We start from the raw sequence: 21,898 nt of genomic DNA, 5'->3' as shown, positions 1-21,898 counted from the left end.
CAGCTAGAACACGGAGGCGTTTACGCATGAACCCAACATTGGATGAATTACACGAACAATATGGTCGTTACCTATATCATTTATGCCTGAAACTGACACGCAACAAAGAAGAAGCGGAAGACCTCATGCAGGATGTATGGGTGAAGGTCGTCCGCTCAAGCGGACGCATGGAAGGTGTCGACCGCATGAAAGCCTGGCTGACGACGATCTGCATGAACACGTTCAGGGACCGGTACCGGAAAGACGTGCGCCGCAGCAAGTATGTCATGAACCAGCCGGACACGCTCGATATCCCGCTGCTCGATCTCGTGCCGAGCGGAAGTCCGCTGCCGGGCGACATCGTGGAACAGCAGGATCTGCGGGCCGCTGTCCGCAGCAAAATCGAACAGCTCGACGGCATCTACAAGACGACGATCGAATACTTTTACGTCAACCAGTATTCACTCATCGAGATTGCGGAAATGATGCAGGTCTCAATCGGAACCGTGAAATCGCGCCTGTTCCGTGCAAAGAAGTATTTGAAAGAACTGCTGACCCAGGACCAATCCGTCAGCGAGCTCGTCATTGCCTGAATAAGCAGCCGGAGAGGCTTTCCCGACATCAGCCGGGGAAGCCTTTTTTAGTTTGCCGGCCGGTCCGACAGGGAATGTGTCAGTGATGGACGTTCATTGAGGAGGCAGCTGATGGCGAAGAAAAAGGATAAGACCAAACGGAAGTGGCTGAGCCGCACACAGAAACATATATTGTTGGCCGTCCTTGTGATCTACCTGATGGTCTATGTAGCAGAAATCATCTACCATACATACAAGCCGCTGCCGGAAGGCGTCGATTACGCGGGCGCCGTGCACAAGACCGACGACGTAAAGATGTTGACGGACCTGACCTATGCACAGAACCAGAAAGGGGACGGCATGCGCCATGAACTCTATATATTCGATGAAGTCTATTCCATGATCGATGATGCGGACGAGTTCATCATCCTGGATATGTTCCTCATGGATCACTACACCGACGAACCATATGATTTCCCGAAAATCGCGGAGACACTGACGCATAAGCTGGTGCAGAAGAAGACGGCGCATCCGGACATGCCGATCGTTTTCATCACCGATCCCCTCAATATGGGCTATGGATCGTACGAATCGAAGTGGTTTTCGAAGCTGGCGGACGCCGGCGTGGAAGTCGTCTATACGGACCTCGAGCCGCTTCGGGATTCGATGCCGCTGTATTCGGGTCTGTACCGGACGATCTTCCGATGGGGTGATATCGGCGGAAAAGGCTGGATTCCGAACGCCATGTCGTCGGAAGCGCCGAAGTTCCGGCTCGCGTCCTACGTCGAACTGCTCAACGTGAAATCGAACCACCGGAAGATGATCGCGACTGACAAAGCCGGACTCGTGACATCGGGAAATCCGCATAATGCGAGCGGATTTCACGGTAATGTCGCGTTCAAGGTGAGCGGCCCGATCATCAACGACATGGTCGAAGCGGAAGAGGCTGTCGTGAATTATACGAAAGAGGAGTCCGGTCAGACGCTTCCCCGGGTGGAAGCGGACGAACCGGAGGACGGAGAGTATGCCATCCAGTATCTGACCGAGAAGAAGGTCAAGGACGTCCTGATGGAGCAGCTGGCTGCCGCGAAGGAAGGCGACCGTATCCGCATGGGCATGTTTTTCATTGCGGAGCCGGATGTTGTGAAGGCCGTGACGGAGGCGGCGGACCGAGGGGTGGAAGTCAAGCTGATCCTCGACCCGAACCAGAACTCGTTCGGCAACGAGAAATCCGGCCTGCCGAACCGGCCGGTCGTCCAGAAACTCGTGGAAGACAGCGGGGGCCGGATCGAGGTGCGGTGGTATAACACGGTCGTCGGCCAGTTCCATACGAAACTCGTCATGATCGAGCGTGCGGGGAACGTGCATGTCCTGAACGGTTCCTCCAACCTGACGGAACGGACGCTCGATAATTATAATTTGGAAAACGATCTGTACATCACCGCGCCGGCAGACAGCGGGCTGTCCGATGAGCTGGATGCGTACTTCACCCGGCTGTGGGACAACGAGGATGCCATGTACACACTGGATATCGATGAATACCAGAGCAAGCTGACCCGGCCGCAGCGGATTATCTACGCGCTGCAGGAGTGGCTTAAGCTGACCTCTTATTGAACCGGAAAAGACCTCCCAACCAGATCAGGAAGGGAGGCCTTTTTTATGGTTCGGTTCAATTCAACTTAGATAAGTTTAGGTCATCCCAGTTCGGCAAGCTGCCGGTTGAGGTCTGCAAGACGCTCTTCCATCCGTGCCAGGCGGCTTTCCGCCTTCTGTACGGAGTCTCCGTGCCCAGTCGATTCGAGTTTTTCGATATCCCCCTGCAGGCTGATGTACTCCATCTTCAGTTCTGCAATTTCCGATTCGATCTGTGATTTGGTCATAAATTGGACCTCCTGATGTGTTTTCATCAGTTTACCACATCAGGGACCGGCTTGCCGGGGACAGCCCGTTTCGGATGCTCAAGCAGGTAACGGACGGCTTCGAATACGCTGTCCGCCTCTTTGCCGAGCGGCAGGGACAGCTGGCGGTCGATATCGCGCTGCCGGAGGGAGTCGTGGAGGAGCGGTTCCATGATGGCGTTCAAAAGGTTCGACTGCTTCACTTTGCGGCCGAGGCCGAGATGCGTGAAACCGTCTCGGTCAGACGGAAATTGCAGCTCGGTTTCGAAGGAGCTCTGGGCCAGGACGATGCACGGAACACCGAGACTCGCCGCGTCGTACGGCATGTAGCCACCGCCGCAGAGGACGATATCCGATGCCGCCGCCAGGCTCAGGAAGTCGTGCGGCGCTTTCTTGATGGCCGTGTTGCGCCGGCTGAGCGCCATCATCCGGAGGGAGCTGTCATCATGTGCGTAGGACGGGCCGAGCAGGATCGTGACATTGAGCGGGATCTGGAGGTTCATGACATGCCGGAATGCCCGGAATGTCAGATTGCCCGGATCGCTCTCGCCGAATGCGATGAGCAGCCGGGGCGGATCACCGGCAGTCTGCCCGTCCCGCTGTCTGCGCAGCTCGTCGGCGCGCGGATCCGGCAGGAATGTCCCGATGCCGGTCTTATAGGTTTCTGTCACATTGAATTCCGAGTCTCCATATAATGTCTGGATGACGAGATCGGCAGCCTGTCCGCCTTCGCCGAAATCGTCGAAATGGAGGACGGCGGGCACGAGATTCCGCACGGCTTCCGATTCCTCTTTGGCGGTGTTGCCGCAATCGCGGACCAGAACATCCGGTTTCAGAAAGGCGAGTGTGCTCAGCAGGTCGCGCTGGGTGGCGGCCTGAATGCGGCGGCATGTGTCGGGCAGGGCCAGGTCCTGGCTGGTGATGAAGACCGTGTCAGCCTCCGCTGCGAGTTCTTCTGCAATCCGGAGCGCACGGCGCACGGGGTATCCGTTCTTTTCGTCAGCCGATGATAGATCGAATGCAATCAGCTTCGTCGGTTGTGTAAGTATAGGAATCATCCTTTCCTGCAATCTCTTGCTGTCCACTCTATGAGCAGCGGGACGAGATTATGAACATTGCGGCCGGCGGAGCAGCGGGGGATTGGATGATATCGGACAGTTGGGGTGGTGTATCGGACAGTTGGCGCGAAGTATCGGACAGATGGCCGGCCATATCGGACAGATTGCGCGAAGTATCGGACACTTCATCGAATTTATCGGCATCCTGACACAATTCGGCCGGATGCCGGGCACTCTCGCAATCTGGGTGAAAAAGTTGTTTCCGAGTCTGATTGTGGTACACTAAAACGAAATTTCAACGCGTTAGGAGTGTCAAAAACCGAATGTTTGGATCACTAGCTGCGGATCTCATGCTTGTCGTGCTGATCGGCATCCTGTCCCAGTGGGTCGCCTGGCGCTTCCGGCTGCCTGCCATCGTCGTCATGGCGCTGGCCGGGCTGGTCGTGGGGCCGGTCTTCGGCTTCATCAACCCGAAAGAATCGATGGGGGACCTGTTCAGCCCGATCATCTCGTTTGCCGTAGCGATCATCCTGTTCGAAGGGAGCCTGAACCTCGACTTCCGGGAGATCAAAGGATTCAGCCGGCCGCTCACACGCATCGTCACGGCCGGCGCGTTCATCGCCTGGATTGCGGGGTCGCTCGCGGCACACTATGTCGCCGGCCTGTCCTGGGCGGTCGCCTTCGTAATCGGCGGGCTGTTCATCGTCACGGGACCGACCGTCATCCTGCCGATGCTGCGGCAGGCGAAACTGAAACCGCGGCCGGCGGCACTCCTGAAATGGGAAGGCATCATCGTGGACCCGTTCGGTGCACTGCTCGCCGTCTTCGCCTTCGAGTTCATCAAATTCATCAACGCCCAGGTGACGCTCGGCGCGCTCGGCCTGTTTGCGGCCGCCTCGCTGTTCGCGGTCTTCATCGGCTGGGCATCCGCCCGTGTCCTCGGCGCAGCGTTCGAGAAAGGGGCCGTCCCGGAATTCCTGAAAGCCCCCGTCCTGTTCGCAGTCGTGCTGTTTGCATTTGTCGTATCGGATGAAATCATGCACGAAACCGGACTGCTAGCCGTCACGGCCATGGGGATCGTCATGGCGAACATGCACCTGACATCCATCCATGATATCCGCCAGTTCAAGGAAAACATTTCCGTCCTGCTCATTTCCGGAATTTTTGTCATGCTGACGGCGTCGCTCGATCCGCACGTCCTCATCGAGATTGCGGACTGGCATATCATCTTCTACGTGCTGGCGATGCTGTTCATCGTCCGGCCGCTGTCCATCTGGATCTCCACAATCGGCACCGATCTCTCCTACCGGGAGCGTAACCTGATCGGCTGGATCGCCCCGCGGGGAATCGTGGCCCTGACCGTGTCCGGCTACTTCGCATCGATTCTGCTGGAAAACGGCTACAAAGACGCGGATCTGCTGACGGCGCTCACCTTTGCGCTCGTCCTGTCGACAGTCGTCCTGCACGGGTTCACGATCGGACCGTTCGCCCGCCGCCTGAACTTGACGACGACAGACGAATCAGGCGTCCTCATTGTCGGCGGTACGAAGTTCGGTGCCGAACTGGCGAGGTCCATCGAAGAGACCGGCAATGCCGTGCTGATGATCGACAACTCCTGGGCGGGTCTGTCCCATGCCCGCAAGCTCGGACTGCCGAGCCGCGTCGGCGACATCCTGTCCGAACAGACCGAGTACAATCTCGACATGACACCGTACCGGTATATGCTCGCCATGACGAAAGCGGACACCTACAACGCCCATATCTGTGCCGACTTCCTGCACGATTTCGGGCGCGAGCACCTGTATCAGACGGCCTTCCATGTTGGCAAAGGGGTCGACTCCTTCAACGTCACGGGCGGAAGGACTTTATTCACACCGGGCCTGTCGATCTACGACCTGGAGGAACGGATGAACCTCGGGCATGTCTTCCGGAAGACGGTCCTCTCCAAACAGTACAGCTATACACAGTACTTACGGGAGCGGGACGACCGGTCCGTCCTGCTGTATATCCTGCGGGAAGACGGCAGTGTCGAGTTCTACACACCGGACGAGGAGCTGCAGGCGTCTGCGGGGGATACGGTCGTCGCCCTGTCGCACCCTGTGAAGCAGATCGAGCGGGCGAAAGAGCGGGTGGCCGTCGAAAAAGGGGAAGACGGCGCCGACCAGGTCCAAGTGGAAAAGCGGTTCACCGAAGAGGCGGGCAAAGGGAAGCCGGCATTGCCCGGCGATGCCCCGCCGCCGATCCAGCCAGGGCCGTCAAGCTGATTGCAAGTCAATTCCCATTCTTTCTGATACCATGAAGAGTGAGAAAATCGCTAGGAGGTACGGTCATTGTGAAAGTTTTGTTTGTGGACGGGACCATTATCGGCAGCAAAACGGGCATTGTGCTCGATACTGTCGAGGAATACATTAAGGAAACGGGCTGCGGGTTCGACATGGAGCGGCTCAGTTTCGCAGATTACGATCACCAATTCGTCGACGGGCGCCCCGCTGACGACTATAACGACGATATGAAACAGCTCATCCGCAAGTTCGAGGAAGCGGATGGATACGTCATTGCAACGCCGGTCTTCCAGGGCTCGATCCCCGGTGTGCTGAAAAATGCGTTCGATATGCTGCCGCCGCGCACGATGCGCTACAAACCGGTATCGATCGTCGCGAACGGCGGCACGTACCAGCACCACCTCGTCGTCGAGAACCAGATGAAACCGATCCTCGACTACTTCCGGTGCCTCGTGACACCGAACTACGTCTACACGCACCGAGATCACTTTGATGAAACCGGCAAGATCATCGATGACAACGTGCATGACCGGCTGAAGGAGCTCGCCCGGGTCTTCGTGAAATATACGGAGATGGGCAAAGAGCTGACAACCGGTATGATTGACGAACAATAAGAACAACCGCCCGTCCCGCACCGGAATTCCGGAGGGCGGGCTTTTTTAACGGATGAACACTGAAAAGCTAGCGCCGATTCCGTATAATGGACTTAAGTGAAAGGGGACTGACCATGTCAAAATCAGTAGTACTCGCAGAAAAACCATCCGTCGCGCGTGATATCGCACGTGTGCTCGGCTGTCATAAAAAAGGGAACGGCTCTCTGGAAGGGGACAAGTACATCGTCACATGGGCGCTCGGCCACCTCGTGACACATGCGGATCCCGAAGGCTATGGCAATGAATACAAAGAGTGGAAGATGGAGCACCTGCCGATCATTCCGGAGCCCTTCAAGCTGACACCCATCAAACAGACAACCAAACAATATAACGCTGTGAAAGCGCTGCTTCGCCGCGACGACGTGAAAGAAGTCATTATCGCGACCGATGCCGGACGTGAAGGGGAACTCGTGGCCCGCTGGATCCTCGAACTCGCGAAAAACCGTAAGCCGATCAAACGGCTCTGGATTTCATCCGTCACGGATAAGGCCATCAAAGACGGTTTCGCCCATCTGAAAGACGGCAAAGCGTATGACAACCTGTACGAGGCGGCGGCTGCACGGGCAGAAGCCGACTGGGTCGTCGGCATTAACGCAACCCGGGCGCTGACCGTGAAGCACAATGCCCAATTGTCGACAGGCCGCGTGCAGACACCAACCCTCGCGATGATTGCTGAACGCGAAAAGCAGATCCAGCAGTTCCAGCCGAAGCCGTATTGGGGCATGCAGGCGCTGACCGAAGCAGGGCGCTTCACGTGGCGTGACGCCAAGGGGCAGACGCAGGCCTTCGACGAAGCGGTCATGAACGAGAAACTCAATAAGCTCGACTCGGTTACGGAAGGCAGGATCACAGATGTCAACGCGGCGCCGAAATCGCAGCCGGCACCGCCGCTGTTCGACCTGACCGAGCTACAGAAAGAAGCGCACCGCCGCTGGTCATGGTCCGCGAAGGAAACACTGTCGACCTTGCAGAACCTGTATGAGCGCCACAAAGCGGTGACGTACCCGCGGACGGACTCGAAACACTTGACGGGCGATATGGAAAACACATTGAAAGACCGTGTGAAAGCGGTCGAAATCGGGCCATACCGGAAAGCGGTGAACGCACTGCTGCGCAAAGGTGCACTCAAGCCGCAGAAAGGCGTCATCAACGACAGTAAAGTGTCCGATCACCATGCGATCATCCCGACAGAGGAAAGTCCGTCGCTGCATGCGCTCTCCGATAAGGAGAACCGGCTCTACGACCTGATCGTCAAGCGGTTCCTCGCTGTCTTCTACCCGCCGTTCCGGTATGAGCAGCTGACAGCAGAACTGACCGCGGGCGGCGAGACGTTCACATTGAAAGGCCGGACGATCACCGATGAAGGCTGGAAAGCCGTCTATTCATCCGATGAAGAAGAAGCGGACACCGATGCTCTGCCTGCACTGAAGAAAGGCGAGACCCTGCAGATCCGCGCGTTCAACCGCACGGAAGGCAAAACGAAGCCGCCCGCACGGTTCAATGAAGGGACACTGCTCGCTGCGATGGAGAACCCAGCGCAGTTCATGGCAGGGGAATCGAAAGAACTCATCAAGACAATTGGTGAAACCGGCGGACTTGGAACCGTGGCGACGCGGGCGGACGTCATCGAGCGGCTGTTCGGTATGTTTGTCATCGAAAAAAGAGGGAATGACATTTACACTACATCCAAGGGCCGGCAGCTGCTTGAACTGGTCCCTGAAGACTTGAAATCGCCCGCACTGACGGCGGAATGGGAGAATGACCTGTCCAAGATCGCCGCCGGCAAACTGAAGAAAGACCAGTTCATCCAAGGCATGATCGACTTCTCGAAGAAAACGATCCGGGACATCAAAGCCGATGACAAGAAGTTCAAGCACGATAACGTCACCGGCAAACTGTGTCCGGACTGCGGAAAACCGATGCTTGAAGTGAACGGCAAACGCGGCAAGATGCTCGTCTGCCAGGACCGTGAATGCGGTCATCGCCAGACCGTCTCCACATTGACGAATGCCCGCTGCCCGAACTGCAAGAAGAAATTAGAACTGCGCGGGCACGGCGACGGCAAGATCTTCGTCTGCAAATGCGGCTACAGGGAAAAGCTGGCGGCGTTCGAAAAACGGCGGGCCCAAAGTTCAGGCAAAAAGGCCGATAAGCGCGACGTCCAGAAGTATCTTAAGAAGCAGGAGCACGAAGAACCGGAAAACACAGCAATGGCGGATGCGCTGAAGAAACTATTTGACAAGTAAGAAAAAGTTTCCTTGGCCTCATGAACCTCAAAAAGCCTTGCTGTATACTGAATACACAAGTTTTGGACGGAGGTGAGCAGGATGGTTTCCATATCGATGAGCCCGGCAGTGTCCCAGCAAGTGCGAGCCGGCAGACTGAAAGCCGAAGCGGCCTACAGCCGGGATGACGCCTATGTGCGCGGCAACGCGGCCAGACGCGAAGAGGCGGCCCGCAATCTGCAGGCGGCCCAGGAACTGCCGGCAGCGGAGCCGTTCCGTAAACTCGGAGCCGGCCAGCTCAAGCAGGTGGCCCTGCCGCTCGGTGAAACGCTGGAAGAGACGATCGACAGCTGGCGGAATGTCCGCCGCGAAGCGCTGTCCGCATCGGATCCCGCCGAAGTGGACCATCAGCTCGCTGCGGCTGCGTCCGCTAAAATTATGGAAGCCGAAGCGCAGCTCGCACTCGAAGACCGTCTCCGGTCCGCTCAGCTTGCCGAGGCGGCTCTCGAAGAACGATCGGAAGGCACGGTATCGGCAGAGCAATCCGTAACCGATGTGATGCGCGAACTTTACGAACAGGCAGCATCCGCCTATGCTGTACAGACGGAGGCACGTGCGCGCGGCTATGAAGTCGCGGCACCCGCCTTCTTCCTGACAGCCTGAATGACGCACAGCCTTCGAACCCGCCCATCCAGTGGCGGGTTTTTTAAATGACGTAGAAAGGGGAGATGCATTATGGCGAAAAAGAACAAGCACATCAAAACGAATGCCATCCGCATACTCGAAGCCGAGGGCATCCCGCATGAGCTGCTGGAACGTGACCTGTCAGAGGACGCCAATGCAGCGGCGGATGGGGGAGACGAAGCGGACGTCTTTAAAACGCTCGTTGCAACAGCCGGCACGGACCGGTATTATGTTTTCGTCATCCCCGTCATCCGTGAACTCGATCTGAAGAAGGCGGCACGGGCAGCAGGGGAGAAGAAGATCGAGATGCTTCCGCTGAAGCAGCTCACCGCTGTCACCGGCTACGTGCGCGGCGGCTGTTCCGCCATCGGCATGAAAAAGCAGCTACCCGTCTTCCTCGACGAATCGGCGGCAGCCAAACCTGCCATTTACGCAAGTGCGGGTAAACCTGGCTTCCAGATGAAACTCAAGCCGGAAGACTACGCCCGGGCGACAGGAGCGCCCTTTGTGGAGTTGTGTAAATAAAGTGGCTGTGCGGGAACGGGGAGCCTCGCTGAGAGCAAAGTGATCATAAACAGCGTCGAACCGCTCATAAACTCGTGAAAGTGATCATAAAAACTGTATTTCGCTCACAAATCACGGAAAGTGATCATAAACCCAGGAAAGTGCTCATAAACAAGCCGAAACCGCTCATAACTTCACACCTTCGGCATCCCGCCTCATAAAAACCCGGCAGACAAAAACCCTTCCATCGCGCCAAACCACGATCTCAGGCATATGCTACAATGGACAGTGACATTTCGCCGTCCATCCAGCGACGGCTTCAGAAAGAAGAATGCATATGATGACATTACGGAAATGGAGATGGATTTTTTTCATAGTGGGACAGATGATCTTGGCGCTCGGAATCGCGATGACCATCAAAGGGCAGCTCATTGGCATCGGACCGTGGGACGTCCTGCATGTCGGCCTGTACCAGAAGGTCGGCCTGACAATCGGTTCCTGGAGCATCATCACGGGGCTCGCCATCGTCCTGACGACGGCCGCCTTCCAGAGGAAATGGCCGAAATACGGCACATGGCTCAACATGCTGCTGCTCGGGTCGTTCATCGACCTGTTCAACTGGCTGCTGCCTGACATTCACACCATCCCGGGCGCCATCGGCATGTTCATCGCCGGGGTCGTGATCATGTCGTACGGCATCGGGCTCTATGTTTCGCCGAATATGGGAGCAGGCCCGCGGGACAGCCTCATGCTGCTCATCGTCCATAAATTCAATATAAGCGTAAAAGTCGTCCGGACCTCGATCGAAGTGATCGTCGCGCTGCTCGGCTGGGCGCTCGGCGGACCCGTCGGCATCGGCACGGTTCTCATCGCCCTGCTGATCGGGCAGGTCGTCCATATCGCCATGCCCCAGTGCCAGCGGCTGCTGCTGCGCGCGGCGGGCGAGCCCAATATCGAAGCCCTTCTATGAGTCTCCCGGCACAGCCCCCAGCGGCTGTGCTTTTTTCGTCCCCTTCCTCATATCTTGTAAGAGACGTGTTCAGAAAGGGTGGTCATGATGACAGGAAGCATCACGGAATCTATGGGAACAGCCTATACAGGAGACGGCATCATCCATAAGTATGATCATCTCATCCGGCAGGCGGCGGTCACGGTATTCATCAAAACACCGCCGGCATTCGCCCTGTCCGGCCTGCTCAACGAACTGGCAGCACTCTACGCTAGCCGGGGCTGCGAAATTGAGCGGTTCCGCAGCCCGCTGCATCTGGAGAAGACCGACGGCATCTACGTCAAGGACGCCGGCATCCTCTACATCTCCGCCTCCGCGCCGGTCTCTCTGGAACCGGCAGACCTCGGCGGCCGGCACCGTGTTGTCAGCTTCTATGATGTCTATGATGAAGACAAACTGCGGGCGGTCAATCCGTCGATCGTCCAGCATACGGAGGAAGCGGAAGCGGTATTAGGAAAAGCGCTGCAGTCCCTCTCGGAAGCGAAGGCCATCCACGACGAATGGGAGGCGGTCAACATCGCACGGATGGACTGGGCCGAGCATACGGCCATCACCGCGAAACTTGCAGCGGACCTGTTGGGGACCTTGCGGCTGAACAAGGAAGCCGTTGTCACCCACCGTATCATCGGCTCGCTGTCCGCATCAGGTGCGCATGACTTCATCCCCTCCATCACGAAGACGGCGAAACGGCGGATCCTCATCAAATCACTCCCGGGCACGGGGAAGTCGACGATGATGAAAGCGCTCGCTGCGGAAGCGGAGAAACGGGGCATCGATACCGAATACGGCTGGTGCGGATTGGACGCCGGAAGCATTGACGTCATCCAATTCCCGGAGCTGTCAGTCTGTCTGATCGATGCTACGGAACCGCACGTCTACGACATCGAGCGGGAAGGCGATGAAATCCTGAACCTTGCAGGCCTTTGCGCGAAAGACGAACTGGCCGAACGGAAAATCGATGCCATCCGTCTCCGCTACAAGGCTGCGATAGGCGAAGCGGCGGAAGCGATGCACCGATATGCCGGATTGACAGGCAGAATCGATGCCGCAATGGACAGCGCGCTCGATCAGCAGGCATTCTCGGAAAAATCGAAGACACTGCTCACCCTGCTGCCGGTCTGACACGCAACGGTACCGGGAACCGGTCCGATTATGCTACACTTAAAGCATCACGTGTCGAAAGGGAGATCAGTTTGTCACACATACTCAACCAATTTCTAGACGAAAACCTGCAGGAACTGAAAGACCAGGGACTGTATAACGAAATTGAACCTGTCGAAGGCCCGAACGGCCCGATCATCAAAATCAAAGGCAAAGAACTCATCAATCTGTCCTCCAACAACTATCTCGGTCTTGCGACAGATGAAGACCTGAAACAGCTCAACATCGAAGCGGTCAAGAAATACGGGGTCGGTGCAGGTGCCGTCCGCACCATCAACGGAACGCTCGACATTCATATCGAACTCGAGAAGAAACTCGCCGAGTTCAAAGGCACCGAAGCGGCGATTTCGTTCCAGTCCGGCTTCAATTGCAACATGGCGGCCATCTCCGCGGTCATGAACAAAAACGACGCGATCCTGTCCGATGAACTGAACCACGCGTCCATCATCGACGGCTGCCGCCTCTCCGGTGCGAAGATCATCCGGGTGAAACACCAGGATATGGATGACTTGCGCGCGAAAGCGAAGGAAGCGACGGAATCGGGCCAGTACGGCAAAGTGATGTACATCACGGACGGCGTCTTCTCGATGGACGGCGACATCGCGAACCTGCCGGGTGCGGTCGAAGTTGCAAAGGAATTCGACCTCATCACCTACGTTGACGATGCACACGGTTCAGGCGTCACCGGAAAAGGGAAGGGGACCGTCAAGCACTTCGGCCTTGAAAAGGAGATCGACATGCAGATGGGAACGCTCTCGAAGGCAGTCGGTGTTGTCGGCGGTTATGTGGCCGGCACACAGAAGCTGATCGACTGGCTGAAAGTCCGCTCCCGTCCGTTCCTGTTCTCGACGGCTGTACCGCCGGGCGACGTGGCAGCGATCATGGGGGCGCTCGATAAGATCAGCGCATCCACCGAACTGCACGACAAGCTGTGGGAGAACGGCAACTACTTGAAAGACGGCCTGAAGAAGCTCGGCTTCGATATCGGCAATTCCGAAACACCGATCACGCCGTGCATCATCGGCGAAGAGAAGCTGACCCAGCAGTTCTCCAAACGGCTGGCGGAAGAAGGCGTCTACGCAAAATCGATCGTCTTCCCGACCGTCCCGAAAGGCACCGGCCGCGTGCGCAACATGCCGACCGCTGCCCATACGAAAGCGATGCTCGATGATGCGCTTGCTATCTATGAAAAAGTCGGCAAAGAGCTCGGCGTCATCCAATAAAAGAAGGCTGTTTCCGATCCCTTTCCCGGGAACGGAAACAGCCTTTTCCAAAGGAGGCAGTCCTGCTCATTATGCAGCCGTCAGCTGATATGCAGCTATACTGATTACAGAAGGGACCGCTCAAACCCGTGAAAAACAGCCTGGACAAGAAATTCTGTCCAGGCTGTTTTCATTTGACCGGAAAATCGTCTTTGGCCGCAATCTCATCGTGGAAGACGGTCGTGATCTCACCGTCCGTCAGCTCGATGTCATACCGGGTCGGCTCGTCCGCGCGCACGAGGAGGATGACCCCCCTGCGCCCGTCTTTCAGTTCAACGGCTGTGTCTTCGGTGTACTCCATTGCTATCCCTCCTATGAAGGTATCGGGAAAAGGCTGTCTTCCCGTTCAAACAGAGAAACGATAATGTAATGCTGGACACCGCGAGAATGGGCTGCCGCCAGTTCCGCTTCCCTGCGGTAAGCGGTCCGGTCACCGGCCTGCCCGGCAATCCCGGCTTGAAGGGCGTGCGACATCCAGGCCTTCCGGATGGATTGGCGGATTGTTTCGGCGCGTTCCGTATTTCCTTCCATCAGGACAGCACAGGCCGTGTAGTAATTGACGTAATCCGCAGACGGCAGGTGGATGGCGAGACGATGCAGCGCTTCGGCATCCCGCTGCCAGACCGCGAGATTGGCAGCGTACACCGCCTGCAGTTTCGGCTGCTTGAACGTCTGCAAAATGGTTTCCAGCGCGCCGATCACTCGATCCGCCGGTTCATGACCGACTGCATAGGCGTAGCCGAAGATGGCATTCGACCGGTTCTTCGCTAGGAACGCATCAATTTTCTTCACGTTCCTGGACAGGTAGATGATGTACAGGGGCCAGCCCATGGTGACCAGCAATAAGAGCATCATGATGATGGCGAACACCGCCCAGAACGGGATGTCCGCGAACAGCAGGACGACTGTCAGCAGCACACCGCCCGCGAACAGCATCAGCCAGCGGGCAATGCCCCGCACGATAAATGGATTATTCTTCAAGAGACACACCCTCCAATTGCTTTTATTGTAGCATAGTTTTCAGATAATTACCTGCATCACTGTATGAAATATTGTTTTTATGAGCAGAACAGTTTATAATCGATTTCATCGAGAAACAAAGGATCTTTTATTTTATTGATAAAATGTGTCCTCTCCATAAATACAAACAGTCATAGGAGGCAGACAGATGAAAAAAATCATGGTGACCGGAGCACTCGGTCAGATCGGCTCGGAACTGATCGTCAAACTGCGTAACGAATATGGAACGGAAAATGTGCTGGCAACTGATATCCGGGAGCCTCAGACGGAGATGGACGGACCGTTTGCGATTCTTGACGTGACTGACGGTGTGAAGATGACGGAACTCGCGAAAGAATTCGGCGCCGACACACTGATGCACATGGCAGCACTGCTGTCTGCGAAGGCGGAGGAGAACCCGCTGCTTGCATGGAACCTCAATATGGGCGGCCTGGTGAATGCGCTTGAAACGGCGCGCGCACTCGATCTGCAGTTCTTCACGCCGAGTTCGATCGGCTCATTCGGCCCATCGACGCCGAAAGACAATACGCCGCAGGACACATTCCAGCGGCCGACGACGATGTACGGCGTCAACAAAGTCTCCGGTGAACTGCTCTGTGACTATTACTTTGAGAAGTTCGGCGTCGATACGCGCGGCGTCCGGTTCCCGGGCCTCATTTCGTATGTCGCACAGCCCGGCGGCGGCACGACCGACTACGCAGTGGATATCTTCTACAAAGCGGTCGAGGACGGGAAGTATACGTCCTTCATCGCAGAAGGCACGTACATGGATATGATGTACATGCCGGATGCCCTGCAGGCGATCGTCGACCTGATGGAGACGGACGCCTCGAACCTCATCCACCGGAATGCGTTCAACGTGACGGCGATGAGTTTCGATCCGGAAGAGCTGGCCACAGCCATCCGAAAGCACATCCCGTCATTCGAATTGGCGTATGACGTCGACCCGGTCCGCCAGTCGATCGCCGACAGCTGGCCGAATTCCCTCGACTGCTCTGCGGCGGAAGCCGAATGGGGCTTTGCAGCAACCTACGACATGGACACGATGGTCGCGGACATGCTCGAGAAGATCCGTAAAAAAGTGAACGCCTGATGATGAACGCCCCGCCGCGCGGGGCGTTTTGCTCATAAAACAGGGAAAGTGATCATAAACATCGCCATTCCGCTCATAAACCCGTGAAAGTGATCATAAATCCCGGTTTTCGCTCATAAACCCGCGGAAGTGATCATAAACCCAGATTTCCGCTCATAACCCACTCCAAAGTGCTCATAACTTCACAATTGCCGGGTCCGCGGCAAATCAATAACGTCTGCAAATCGCTGAGCCGCGCAGAAAACAGACAAATCAAAGATTGGCTTGTCAGCTCCGCCTGCGGCTCCGCCCTTTTCGTAGTGCCGTCGGGGCAAGGGGGCGCTGGTGAAAGCAAAGTGATCATAAACCCGGCCGTTCCGCTCATAAACTCGCCAAAGTGATCATAAAACCCAGTGTCTGCTCATAAACCCTCGGAAGTGATCATAAACCCAGATTTCCGCTCATAACCCACTCCAAAGTGCTCATAACTTCACAATTGCCGCACCCACGCACTGCATTTTCCCCAATTAAACCCATCCGCCGCATATCATCACACAAAAAACCCCTCTTCCGCAGAAGCGGAAAGAGGGGGGTTTCATTAAAAAATCAAGTGGGCGACGCCTGCCACAATCGGCAGCGCGATCAGTGTACGAATCAGGAAGATGACGATGAGATCCCACAGATTGACTGGGATTTTCGTCCCTAAGATCAGTCCGCCGACTTCAGATAAGTAAATGAGCTGCACGACGGAAATGGTGGCCACTGTAAAGAGCGTGATCGGCTCCGTAAGCAGACCGTTCGCAAGCAAAGCCGGCAGGAACATGTCGGTAATCCCGACAATCATCAGGGAGCCCGCTTCCGCTGCCTCCGGAATGCCGAGCACGTTCAGCAGCGGTACGAACGGTTTCCCGAGAATCGTGAAGAGGCTCGTGTACTCTGCGAGCATCGTCGCGATCGTACCGAACGCCATGACGATCGGCGCGACACCGAGCCACATATCGAGGACGTTGCGGAAACCATCGCCGGCCATTTTGCCAAGGGAACGGTTCTTATCGGCTGTCTCAAGCGCACTTTTCAGACCGTGGGTTACCACATTGTACCCCTCAGGAATCTTTTTTTCCGAGTCGTCCTGCGGAGAACCGTCTATATGTTCGTCAGGTTTCCGGGAAAGCGGATAGATCCGGGGCATGATCAGGCCGAGCACAACGCCGACCAATGCAACCGTCGCGTAAAAAGGCACAAAGTATTGTTCCAAATTGACTTCGCGGATGATGACCAGCGAGAAGGTGATCGAAACGATCGAAAACGTCGTCGCAATGACGGCAGCTTCCCGCTTGGTGTAATGGCCTTCCTCATATTGCTGGCTTGTCAGCAGCACACCGATCGTCCCGTCGCCCACCCAGGATGTCAGCGCATCAATCGATGAACGGCCGGGAAGCTTGAACAGCGGACGCATGATTTTCATCATCATTGTTCCGAAAAAATCGAGCAGACCGAAATTCAGCAGCAAGGGCAGGAACAGACCGGCGAACAGGAAGATTGTATACAGGAACGACACCAGGCCGTCCGGTGATAACAGCATGCCGCCTGTATTTTCGCTCCAGACGGCCTCCGGTCCGAGCTTGAACGTCACCATGACAGCGAAGACTGCCCCGACCACGCGGGTCAGTGTCCAGAAAATTGTCATCTTGAAGAGTTTTTCAGGGAACGTCGGATTCTCCTTATCCTTGAATGGGATGAAGAGGTAAATCACTGAACCGACCGCTGAGATGATGATAAGAACCATCGCCGCAAACGGCATGATCGGTTCCACGAGACCGGAGAGCCAGTCCGCCAATACAGCAACCGGCACGAGCCATTCTCCGCCGAATTTCATCGGCACCATGAACAGCAGGACTCCCGCTAAAGAGGGGAGTAAGAACAATAACCAAGTCGAGAGGGACGCTTTTTTCATACATGAAGGCTCCTTATTAAGTAGTCTTGCATACTATGTATATTTATTCATATTAGTGAATGAACATCGAAAAGTAAACAACAAATTTCGTCCAAAGCTCTGTATGTATACCCGGAGAGATGCCCGGTAAACGGGCAATTCCGGCAGCTTTCTAAGTGGAAGCGTTTACCTTACGAAAAATCATATGTGTAGAAATGTTCTGTATTCAACCATTTTAGCGCATCCGGATCCTGCTCGTCCAGACGTTTTTGCATATCTTCCATCATCCAGACTGTCTGCGAGGCGTGGGCGTTCATGGCGCCGAGTTTTTTCTCATTGACCCCGGATACATCATGATGGATATCCGGCTGGCCGATCTGGTTGACCGTGTCATTGTCGAAGGCGATCGTATACGCTTTCGGCCGGTCGGCGGCGTCCATGCGGCGGATCGTTTCTACGACCGCGCGCGCAGTCGCTTCGTGGTCAGGATGTACCGACAGCCCTGGGTAGAACGTGATGACGAGTGACGGGTTCGTATCGTCGATCAGCCCCTGGATCATCTTCACCATCTTTTCATCGTCTTCGAATTCAACCGTTTTGTCACGCAAGCCCATCATCCGGAGATCGGTGAGCCCCATCGCGTCAGCAGAGGCCTGCAGTTCCTTCTTGCGGATGCCGGGCAGCGTTTCGCGTGTTGCGAACGGCGGGTTGCCGAGGTTGCGGCCCATTTCGCCGAGTGTCAGGCAGGCGTATGTCACAGGGACGCCCATTTCAATATAGGTCGCGATCGTGCCCGACACGCCGAATGCTTCATCATCGGGATGCGGGAAAACGACGAGTACATGTCTTTCTTGTTCCATTGTTCAAGTTCCTCCTTCATCTTCATTAATACGTGAACGGTGTTTCACTGATCTGGAGCGCAACGGCCAGTTTGCCGTCCGGCCCGAGTCCTGCCATGAGCAGGCGGCCGTATTCGTCGAGCTCGTAATGGGTGATGCCCTGGGCGTAGATCCAGCCCGACGGCAGTTTCAGGCCGATACGGTGCGGGGACTGCCCTGCGACTTTCCCGAGTTCGTAATTGACGACAATATTGCGGATGAATGCCCCTGCGTTGAAGAATCCTTCCTGGAAGTGGGCCGCGTAGGCGCCGTTCGTCGTTTCCAGATGGATGTAGACATCTTTGCCTGCAAAGGAATCGATGAGCTTCTGCAGCTCTTCTTGTTTTACTGGTTCCATGGTTGTTCCTCCTCCGGCTGACTTTGTACACTATAGATAAGTATATCGGGTTGCGAAACGAATTGCAGTTTTGCGGTTCCGGCATGGGAAAAGCACTGGATACGGTCCTCCAGTGCCTGTGGTCTGTCATACTTCAGTTGTTGTAATCTCTGGTCCGCCGAATCGACTTTTTGCGCCATGCATGACAGGTCCGACATAGTCGTTCAACTTCCAGCCGTTTGCGATAGCGGCTGCAACGAACGCCTTGGCGTCGATGACTGCGCTCTTCATGTCCGAGCCATTTGCAAGGTTCGCTGTGATGGCCGCTGCGAACGTGCAGCCCGCCCCATGGTTGTAATGGGTGTCCGTCTTCTCGGACTCGAGCAGCAGGTGTGTCGATCCGTCGTAGAACAGGTCCGCCGCTTTGTCGTGCTGCAGCTGCTTCCCGCCTTTGATGACGACGTTCTTCGCACCTAGGGAATGGATCTTCTCGGCCACAGTTTTCATCTGCTCGACCGTAGCCGGCGTCTTCATGCCTGCGAGCTGCCCGGCTTCGAACAGATTCGGCGTGACAATTTCTGCACGCGGCAGCAAGTATTCGATCATTGCATCGACCGTGCCGGGGTTCAGCACTTCGTCTTCCCCTTTGCACACCATGACCGGATCGATGACGACGTGTTCTGCACCGGACTCGCTGATCGCCTCGCCAGCGGTCTGGATGACTTCCTCCGTGCTCAGCATGCCTGTCTTCACTGCGTCGATCCCAGTGGAAAGCGCGGTCTTGATCTGCGCTTTGACGACATCGATCGGCAGGGAATGGACGTCATGGCTCCAGTGGTTGTCCGGATCCATCGTGACGATGACGGTCAATGCGGTCATGCCGTATGTGCCGAGTTCCTGGAATGTCTTGAGGTCTGCCTGGATGCCTGCGCCCCCGGACGTATCCGAGCCGGCAATCGTTAACGTTTTCTTCAAAGTCATTTGTAGAGGACTCCTTTACGAATAAGGTATAATCTAGTGTACTGAAGTGAAATTGCAATTACAAATTGTGAGGACTACGCACGGATGAGCTGCACGAGTATGTAGCCAATGGCGGCTCCGGCAAGCAATAACACTGTACTTCCTATATAATGCCCTGTCTGGACAAGTCCGGCAGCAAGCGCAAATAGGAGCAGGACGGCCGCTCCGAACAGCGCATAGAGGATATACAGGCCGGCCCGTTTCGACGTTTCGGAATACTGGCTGCCATCAGCGGCAGAAGACATGATGCGTTTCACCTTCTCACGTATCGGCACGTTTGCCATACGATCCCCTCCCTGGTGACAGTATACCATGCAGGACAAAACGGAAGCCGCACGTTATAGGAACACAGGAAACGGTTATAGATGGAACAAAGACAGCATCATGCAGAGGAGGACGATCATGGCACAAAAACCGCCGACGGATGACGAACGGAAACTGAAAGAAGTCGAACGGCTGCTGAAGGAATTGAAAGCGTCCGATGAAGAGCATGCCGTCACCGTCGAGGAGACGATGGGGCGGCCGAGGAAAGACCGCAGAAATGTCTGGCAGCTGCTCGGCGTGTTCTTTTCCCTGTGGCGGAAATCATTCCTGCTGATCGGGCTGCTCGTCCTCCTGCTCGTCGTCTCCCTGCCATTCATCGCATTCTACATGCTGAAGCAGGGAAGCACGGCGACCGAACAGAAGACATCGTTCCTGGAGCAGATCCAGGACCTGAACGAGCTGGCGACAGCGGAATCCTTTACGAAGGTGATCATCGAGCGGCAGGACAACGAACTGTTCGGCCAGAGTATCGGGCTCGACCTGCCCGGTACGAAACGGCAGCTGCTCGTCGTCATCCCGGGCGCCATCAAAGCGGGCGTCGATTTCTCCGCAGTCGGACAGAAGGATATTACGATAAATGAAGAAGCGAAGACTGCAGAGCTGACACTGCCGAAACCTGAATTCCTCGGAGGCGCGGAAATCTTCTTCGACCAAGTGGAAGTGTACTCCTACGAAGGGGTGTTCCGCCAGAAAGCGGATATTGAAGAAGCATACGACCTTGCCGAGGAAGCGAAGAAAATGATCCGGGAGGAGAGTGCGGGGCAGGGCGTGCTCACTACGGCCGGGCAGAACGCCGAGCAGACCCTGCGTGAAATGTTTTCATTCGCCGGCTATGATGTCACGATTTCATTCAAGGAGTGATCGCTATGAAACCGGAATTCAACAACGGATGGGATGACGTCCTGGACGATGTATTCAGCGCGCCGTTCTATCAGGAGCTGCGCGGCTTCCTGAAGACCGAGTATGCAGCAGGCGCAGTTTTCCCGGACATGCACGACATCTGGAACGCATTCCGGCAGACCCCCTATGAAAACGTGAAAGTCGTCATTCTCGGCCAAGATCCGTACCATGGTGCCGGGCAGGCGCACGGACTCAGTTTCTCCGTCCAGCATGGTGTCCGGACGCCGCCGAGCCTCCGCAACATCTTCAAGGAGCTCGAGTCGGATATCGGCTGTGCCAAGCCTGAATCCGGCTCGCTGACAGGCTGGACGGCGCAGGGGGTGCTGCTGCTGAACACGGTCCTCACCGTGCGGGAAGGGAAGGCCCATTCCCACCGCAAGCATGGCTGGGAGCAGTTCACCGATGCAGTCATCCGCAAGCTGTCCGGCCGCGAAGAACCGATTGTCTTCATCCTCTGGGGAAGGCCTGCCCAGGAGAAGAAGCGGCTCATCGATTTGACAAAGCATGTTACGATTGAATCAGTGCATCCGAGCCCGCTAAGCGCAAGCCGGGGGTTTTTCGGATCCAAGCCGTTTTCCAGGACGAACGAGCAGCTTGGGAAATGGGGCGAGCTGCCGATCGACTGGTGCAGGACCGACAGCTGAATCGTAAAGGAGGGCGCTGCCGTCATGGCCGTCAATTGTTTTGAATGCCGCAACTTCTATGTCACCTGGGAGCCGAGACATCCGCGGGGCTGTAAGGCGTACGGATTCAAATCGCGCGAGCTGCCGTCTGCGGTCGTTCTGCGGTCGTCAGGGTTGGAATGCATGAAATTCGAACCGAAGAAAGGGAGCGGGGGACGATGATCTCAGTGAACCGTGTGCTGGACGAACTGCAGACACAGCTGACAAAAGCCAGGACATCGGGGGATGAAGCCGCAATCCGGGAGTCGGTGGCGGTCATGGAATCGCTATGCGGCCTCATCCTGGACAGGGAGCGGGCAAGCGGGAGGCAGGTTGAGCCCTCCTCGCCTGCTGCCATGCCGGCCGCTTCATCCATGCCGGTGAGCCAGCCGCTCGAAGGCCGGGTGCTTGAAGAAGACGATGCCAACGGCGGGTCGCTGTTCGATTTTTGATTGAATTCATCAT

At 56.1% G+C, this 21,898-nt stretch carries 24 protein-coding genes; 15 read left to right on the top strand and 9 right to left on the bottom strand.

All coding sequences use genetic code 11. From position 1 onward, the window contains the following. Positions 1 to 26 precede the first annotated feature (26 nt). Together BN1190_RS14080 and BN1190_RS14075 are read left to right on the top strand one after the other, a co-directional pair. Positions 27 to 572: an RNA polymerase sigma factor gene (locus tag BN1190_RS14080; protein WP_040287618.1), complete on the top strand. Its 546-nt coding sequence runs from the start codon at positions 27 to 29 to the stop codon at positions 570 to 572. Positions 573 to 683: 111 nt separating this feature from the next. Beyond that, on the top strand, positions 684 to 2,165 hold the full coding sequence (locus tag BN1190_RS14075) for a phospholipase D family protein (RefSeq protein ID WP_052461902.1): 1,482 nt from the start codon (positions 684 to 686) through the stop codon (positions 2,163 to 2,165). Positions 2,166 to 2,245: 80 nt separating this feature from the next. Here the strand turns inward: BN1190_RS14075 and BN1190_RS14070 are convergent, their stop codons facing one another. After that, the gene (locus tag BN1190_RS14070; protein WP_040287617.1) at positions 2,246 to 2,431 is read right to left on the bottom strand and encodes an SE1832 family protein; all 186 of its coding nucleotides are present in this window, start codon (positions 2,429 to 2,431) and stop codon (positions 2,246 to 2,248) included. 26 nt (positions 2,432 to 2,457) lie between these two features. Then, entirely contained in the window at positions 2,458 to 3,507 is a 1,050-nt protein-coding gene (locus BN1190_RS14065) for a hypothetical protein (protein WP_052461901.1), read from the bottom strand. Positions 3,508 to 3,628: 121 nt separating this feature from the next. On the opposite strand from BN1190_RS14065, the gene BN1190_RS15120 reads away from it, so the two are divergent. The 9 genes from BN1190_RS15120 to BN1190_RS14020 all read left to right on the top strand — a co-directional run bounded on the left by BN1190_RS15120 (position 3,629) and on the right by BN1190_RS14020 (position 13,248). After that, positions 3,629 to 3,793 (top strand): hypothetical protein, encoded by a 165-nt coding sequence (locus BN1190_RS15120; RefSeq protein ID WP_179860801.1) that lies wholly within the window; start codon positions 3,629 to 3,631, stop codon positions 3,791 to 3,793. 37 nt (positions 3,794 to 3,830) lie between these two features. After that, on the top strand, positions 3,831 to 5,771 hold the full coding sequence (locus tag BN1190_RS14055) for a cation:proton antiporter (protein ID WP_052461900.1): 1,941 nt from the start codon (positions 3,831 to 3,833) through the stop codon (positions 5,769 to 5,771). A gap of 68 nt (positions 5,772 to 5,839) precedes the next feature. After that, on the top strand, positions 5,840 to 6,403 hold the full coding sequence (locus BN1190_RS14050; RefSeq protein WP_040287615.1) for an NADPH-dependent FMN reductase: 564 nt from the start codon (positions 5,840 to 5,842) through the stop codon (positions 6,401 to 6,403). A gap of 113 nt (positions 6,404 to 6,516) precedes the next feature. Next, the gene (locus tag BN1190_RS14045) at positions 6,517 to 8,688 is read left to right on the top strand and encodes a DNA topoisomerase III (RefSeq protein ID WP_098060142.1); all 2,172 of its coding nucleotides are present in this window, start codon (positions 6,517 to 6,519) and stop codon (positions 8,686 to 8,688) included. 81 nt (positions 8,689 to 8,769) lie between these two features. Further along, positions 8,770 to 9,330, top strand: coding sequence for a hypothetical protein (locus BN1190_RS14040; protein WP_040287613.1), 561 nt, complete (start codon positions 8,770 to 8,772; stop codon positions 9,328 to 9,330). Between the two features lie 72 nt (positions 9,331 to 9,402). After that, the gene (gene ybaK / locus BN1190_RS14035) at positions 9,403 to 9,876 is read left to right on the top strand and encodes a Cys-tRNA(Pro) deacylase (protein ID WP_040287612.1); all 474 of its coding nucleotides are present in this window, start codon (positions 9,403 to 9,405) and stop codon (positions 9,874 to 9,876) included. A 316-nt stretch (positions 9,877 to 10,192) separates the two neighbouring features. Beyond that, entirely contained in the window at positions 10,193 to 10,825 is a 633-nt protein-coding gene (locus BN1190_RS14030) for a membrane protein (protein ID WP_040287611.1), read from the top strand. 87 nt (positions 10,826 to 10,912) lie between these two features. Next, entirely contained in the window at positions 10,913 to 11,986 is a 1,074-nt protein-coding gene (locus tag BN1190_RS14025) for a hypothetical protein (RefSeq protein ID WP_144036119.1), read from the top strand. Between the two features lie 71 nt (positions 11,987 to 12,057). After that, positions 12,058 to 13,248, top strand: coding sequence for a glycine C-acetyltransferase (locus BN1190_RS14020; RefSeq protein ID WP_040287610.1), 1,191 nt, complete (start codon positions 12,058 to 12,060; stop codon positions 13,246 to 13,248). Positions 13,249 to 13,417: 169 nt separating this feature from the next. Here the strand turns inward: BN1190_RS14020 and BN1190_RS15115 are convergent, their stop codons facing one another. Together BN1190_RS15115 and BN1190_RS14015 are read right to left on the bottom strand one after the other, a co-directional pair. Further along, a complete protein-coding gene (locus BN1190_RS15115; RefSeq protein WP_179860799.1) occupies positions 13,418 to 13,588 on the bottom strand; it encodes a hypothetical protein in 171 nt (56 codons plus the stop codon). A gap of 11 nt (positions 13,589 to 13,599) precedes the next feature. After that, positions 13,600 to 14,268: a hypothetical protein gene (locus tag BN1190_RS14015; protein ID WP_040287609.1), complete on the bottom strand. Its 669-nt coding sequence runs from the start codon at positions 14,266 to 14,268 to the stop codon at positions 13,600 to 13,602. Between the two features lie 187 nt (positions 14,269 to 14,455). Between BN1190_RS14015 and BN1190_RS14010 the strand changes: the two genes are divergently transcribed. After that, a complete protein-coding gene (locus tag BN1190_RS14010) occupies positions 14,456 to 15,400 on the top strand; it encodes an L-threonine 3-dehydrogenase (RefSeq protein ID WP_040287608.1) in 945 nt (314 codons plus the stop codon). A gap of 577 nt (positions 15,401 to 15,977) precedes the next feature. Here BN1190_RS14010 and BN1190_RS14005 read toward each other — a convergent pair. The 5 genes from BN1190_RS14005 to BN1190_RS13985 all read right to left on the bottom strand — a co-directional run bounded on the left by BN1190_RS14005 (position 15,978) and on the right by BN1190_RS13985 (position 19,831). After that, positions 15,978 to 17,333: a YjiH family protein gene (locus BN1190_RS14005; RefSeq protein ID WP_040287607.1), complete on the bottom strand. Its 1,356-nt coding sequence runs from the start codon at positions 17,331 to 17,333 to the stop codon at positions 15,978 to 15,980. A gap of 170 nt (positions 17,334 to 17,503) precedes the next feature. Beyond that, complete coding sequence (bshB2, locus tag BN1190_RS14000) at positions 17,504 to 18,172, bottom strand: bacillithiol biosynthesis deacetylase BshB2 (RefSeq protein WP_040287606.1); 669 nt, start codon at positions 18,170 to 18,172, stop codon at positions 17,504 to 17,506. Positions 18,173 to 18,197: 25 nt separating this feature from the next. Continuing rightward, positions 18,198 to 18,548 carry a YojF family protein gene (locus tag BN1190_RS13995; RefSeq protein WP_040287605.1) on the bottom strand — a complete coding sequence of 117 codons (351 nt, stop codon included), beginning with the start codon at positions 18,546 to 18,548 and terminating at the stop codon, positions 18,198 to 18,200. A 126-nt stretch (positions 18,549 to 18,674) separates the two neighbouring features. Next, positions 18,675 to 19,508, bottom strand: a complete 834-nt coding sequence (thiD, locus tag BN1190_RS13990) for a bifunctional hydroxymethylpyrimidine kinase/phosphomethylpyrimidine kinase (RefSeq protein WP_040287604.1) — start codon at positions 19,506 to 19,508, stop codon at positions 18,675 to 18,677. A gap of 74 nt (positions 19,509 to 19,582) precedes the next feature. Then, a complete protein-coding gene (locus tag BN1190_RS13985) occupies positions 19,583 to 19,831 on the bottom strand; it encodes a hypothetical protein (RefSeq protein ID WP_040287603.1) in 249 nt (82 codons plus the stop codon). 118 nt (positions 19,832 to 19,949) lie between these two features. Here BN1190_RS13985 and BN1190_RS13980 point away from each other — a divergent pair, with 118 nt between their 5' ends. The 3 genes from BN1190_RS13980 to BN1190_RS13965 all read left to right on the top strand — a co-directional run bounded on the left by BN1190_RS13980 (position 19,950) and on the right by BN1190_RS13965 (position 21,885). Next, complete coding sequence (locus BN1190_RS13980; RefSeq protein WP_040287602.1) at positions 19,950 to 20,732, top strand: DUF4230 domain-containing protein; 783 nt, start codon at positions 19,950 to 19,952, stop codon at positions 20,730 to 20,732. A gap of 5 nt (positions 20,733 to 20,737) precedes the next feature. Next, on the top strand, positions 20,738 to 21,415 hold the full coding sequence (locus tag BN1190_RS13975) for a uracil-DNA glycosylase (protein WP_040287601.1): 678 nt from the start codon (positions 20,738 to 20,740) through the stop codon (positions 21,413 to 21,415). Positions 21,416 to 21,612: 197 nt separating this feature from the next. Then, on the top strand, positions 21,613 to 21,885 hold the full coding sequence (locus BN1190_RS13965; RefSeq protein WP_040287599.1) for a YwdI family protein: 273 nt from the start codon (positions 21,613 to 21,615) through the stop codon (positions 21,883 to 21,885). Positions 21,886 to 21,898: the final 13 nt, after the last annotated feature.

The sequence above is a fragment of the Sporosarcina koreensis genome (assembly GCF_000826145.2).
Lineage (GTDB): Bacteria > Bacillota > Bacilli > Bacillales_A > Planococcaceae > Sporosarcina > Sporosarcina trichiuri.
This window is presented reverse-complemented; position numbering and strand designations above follow the sequence as displayed.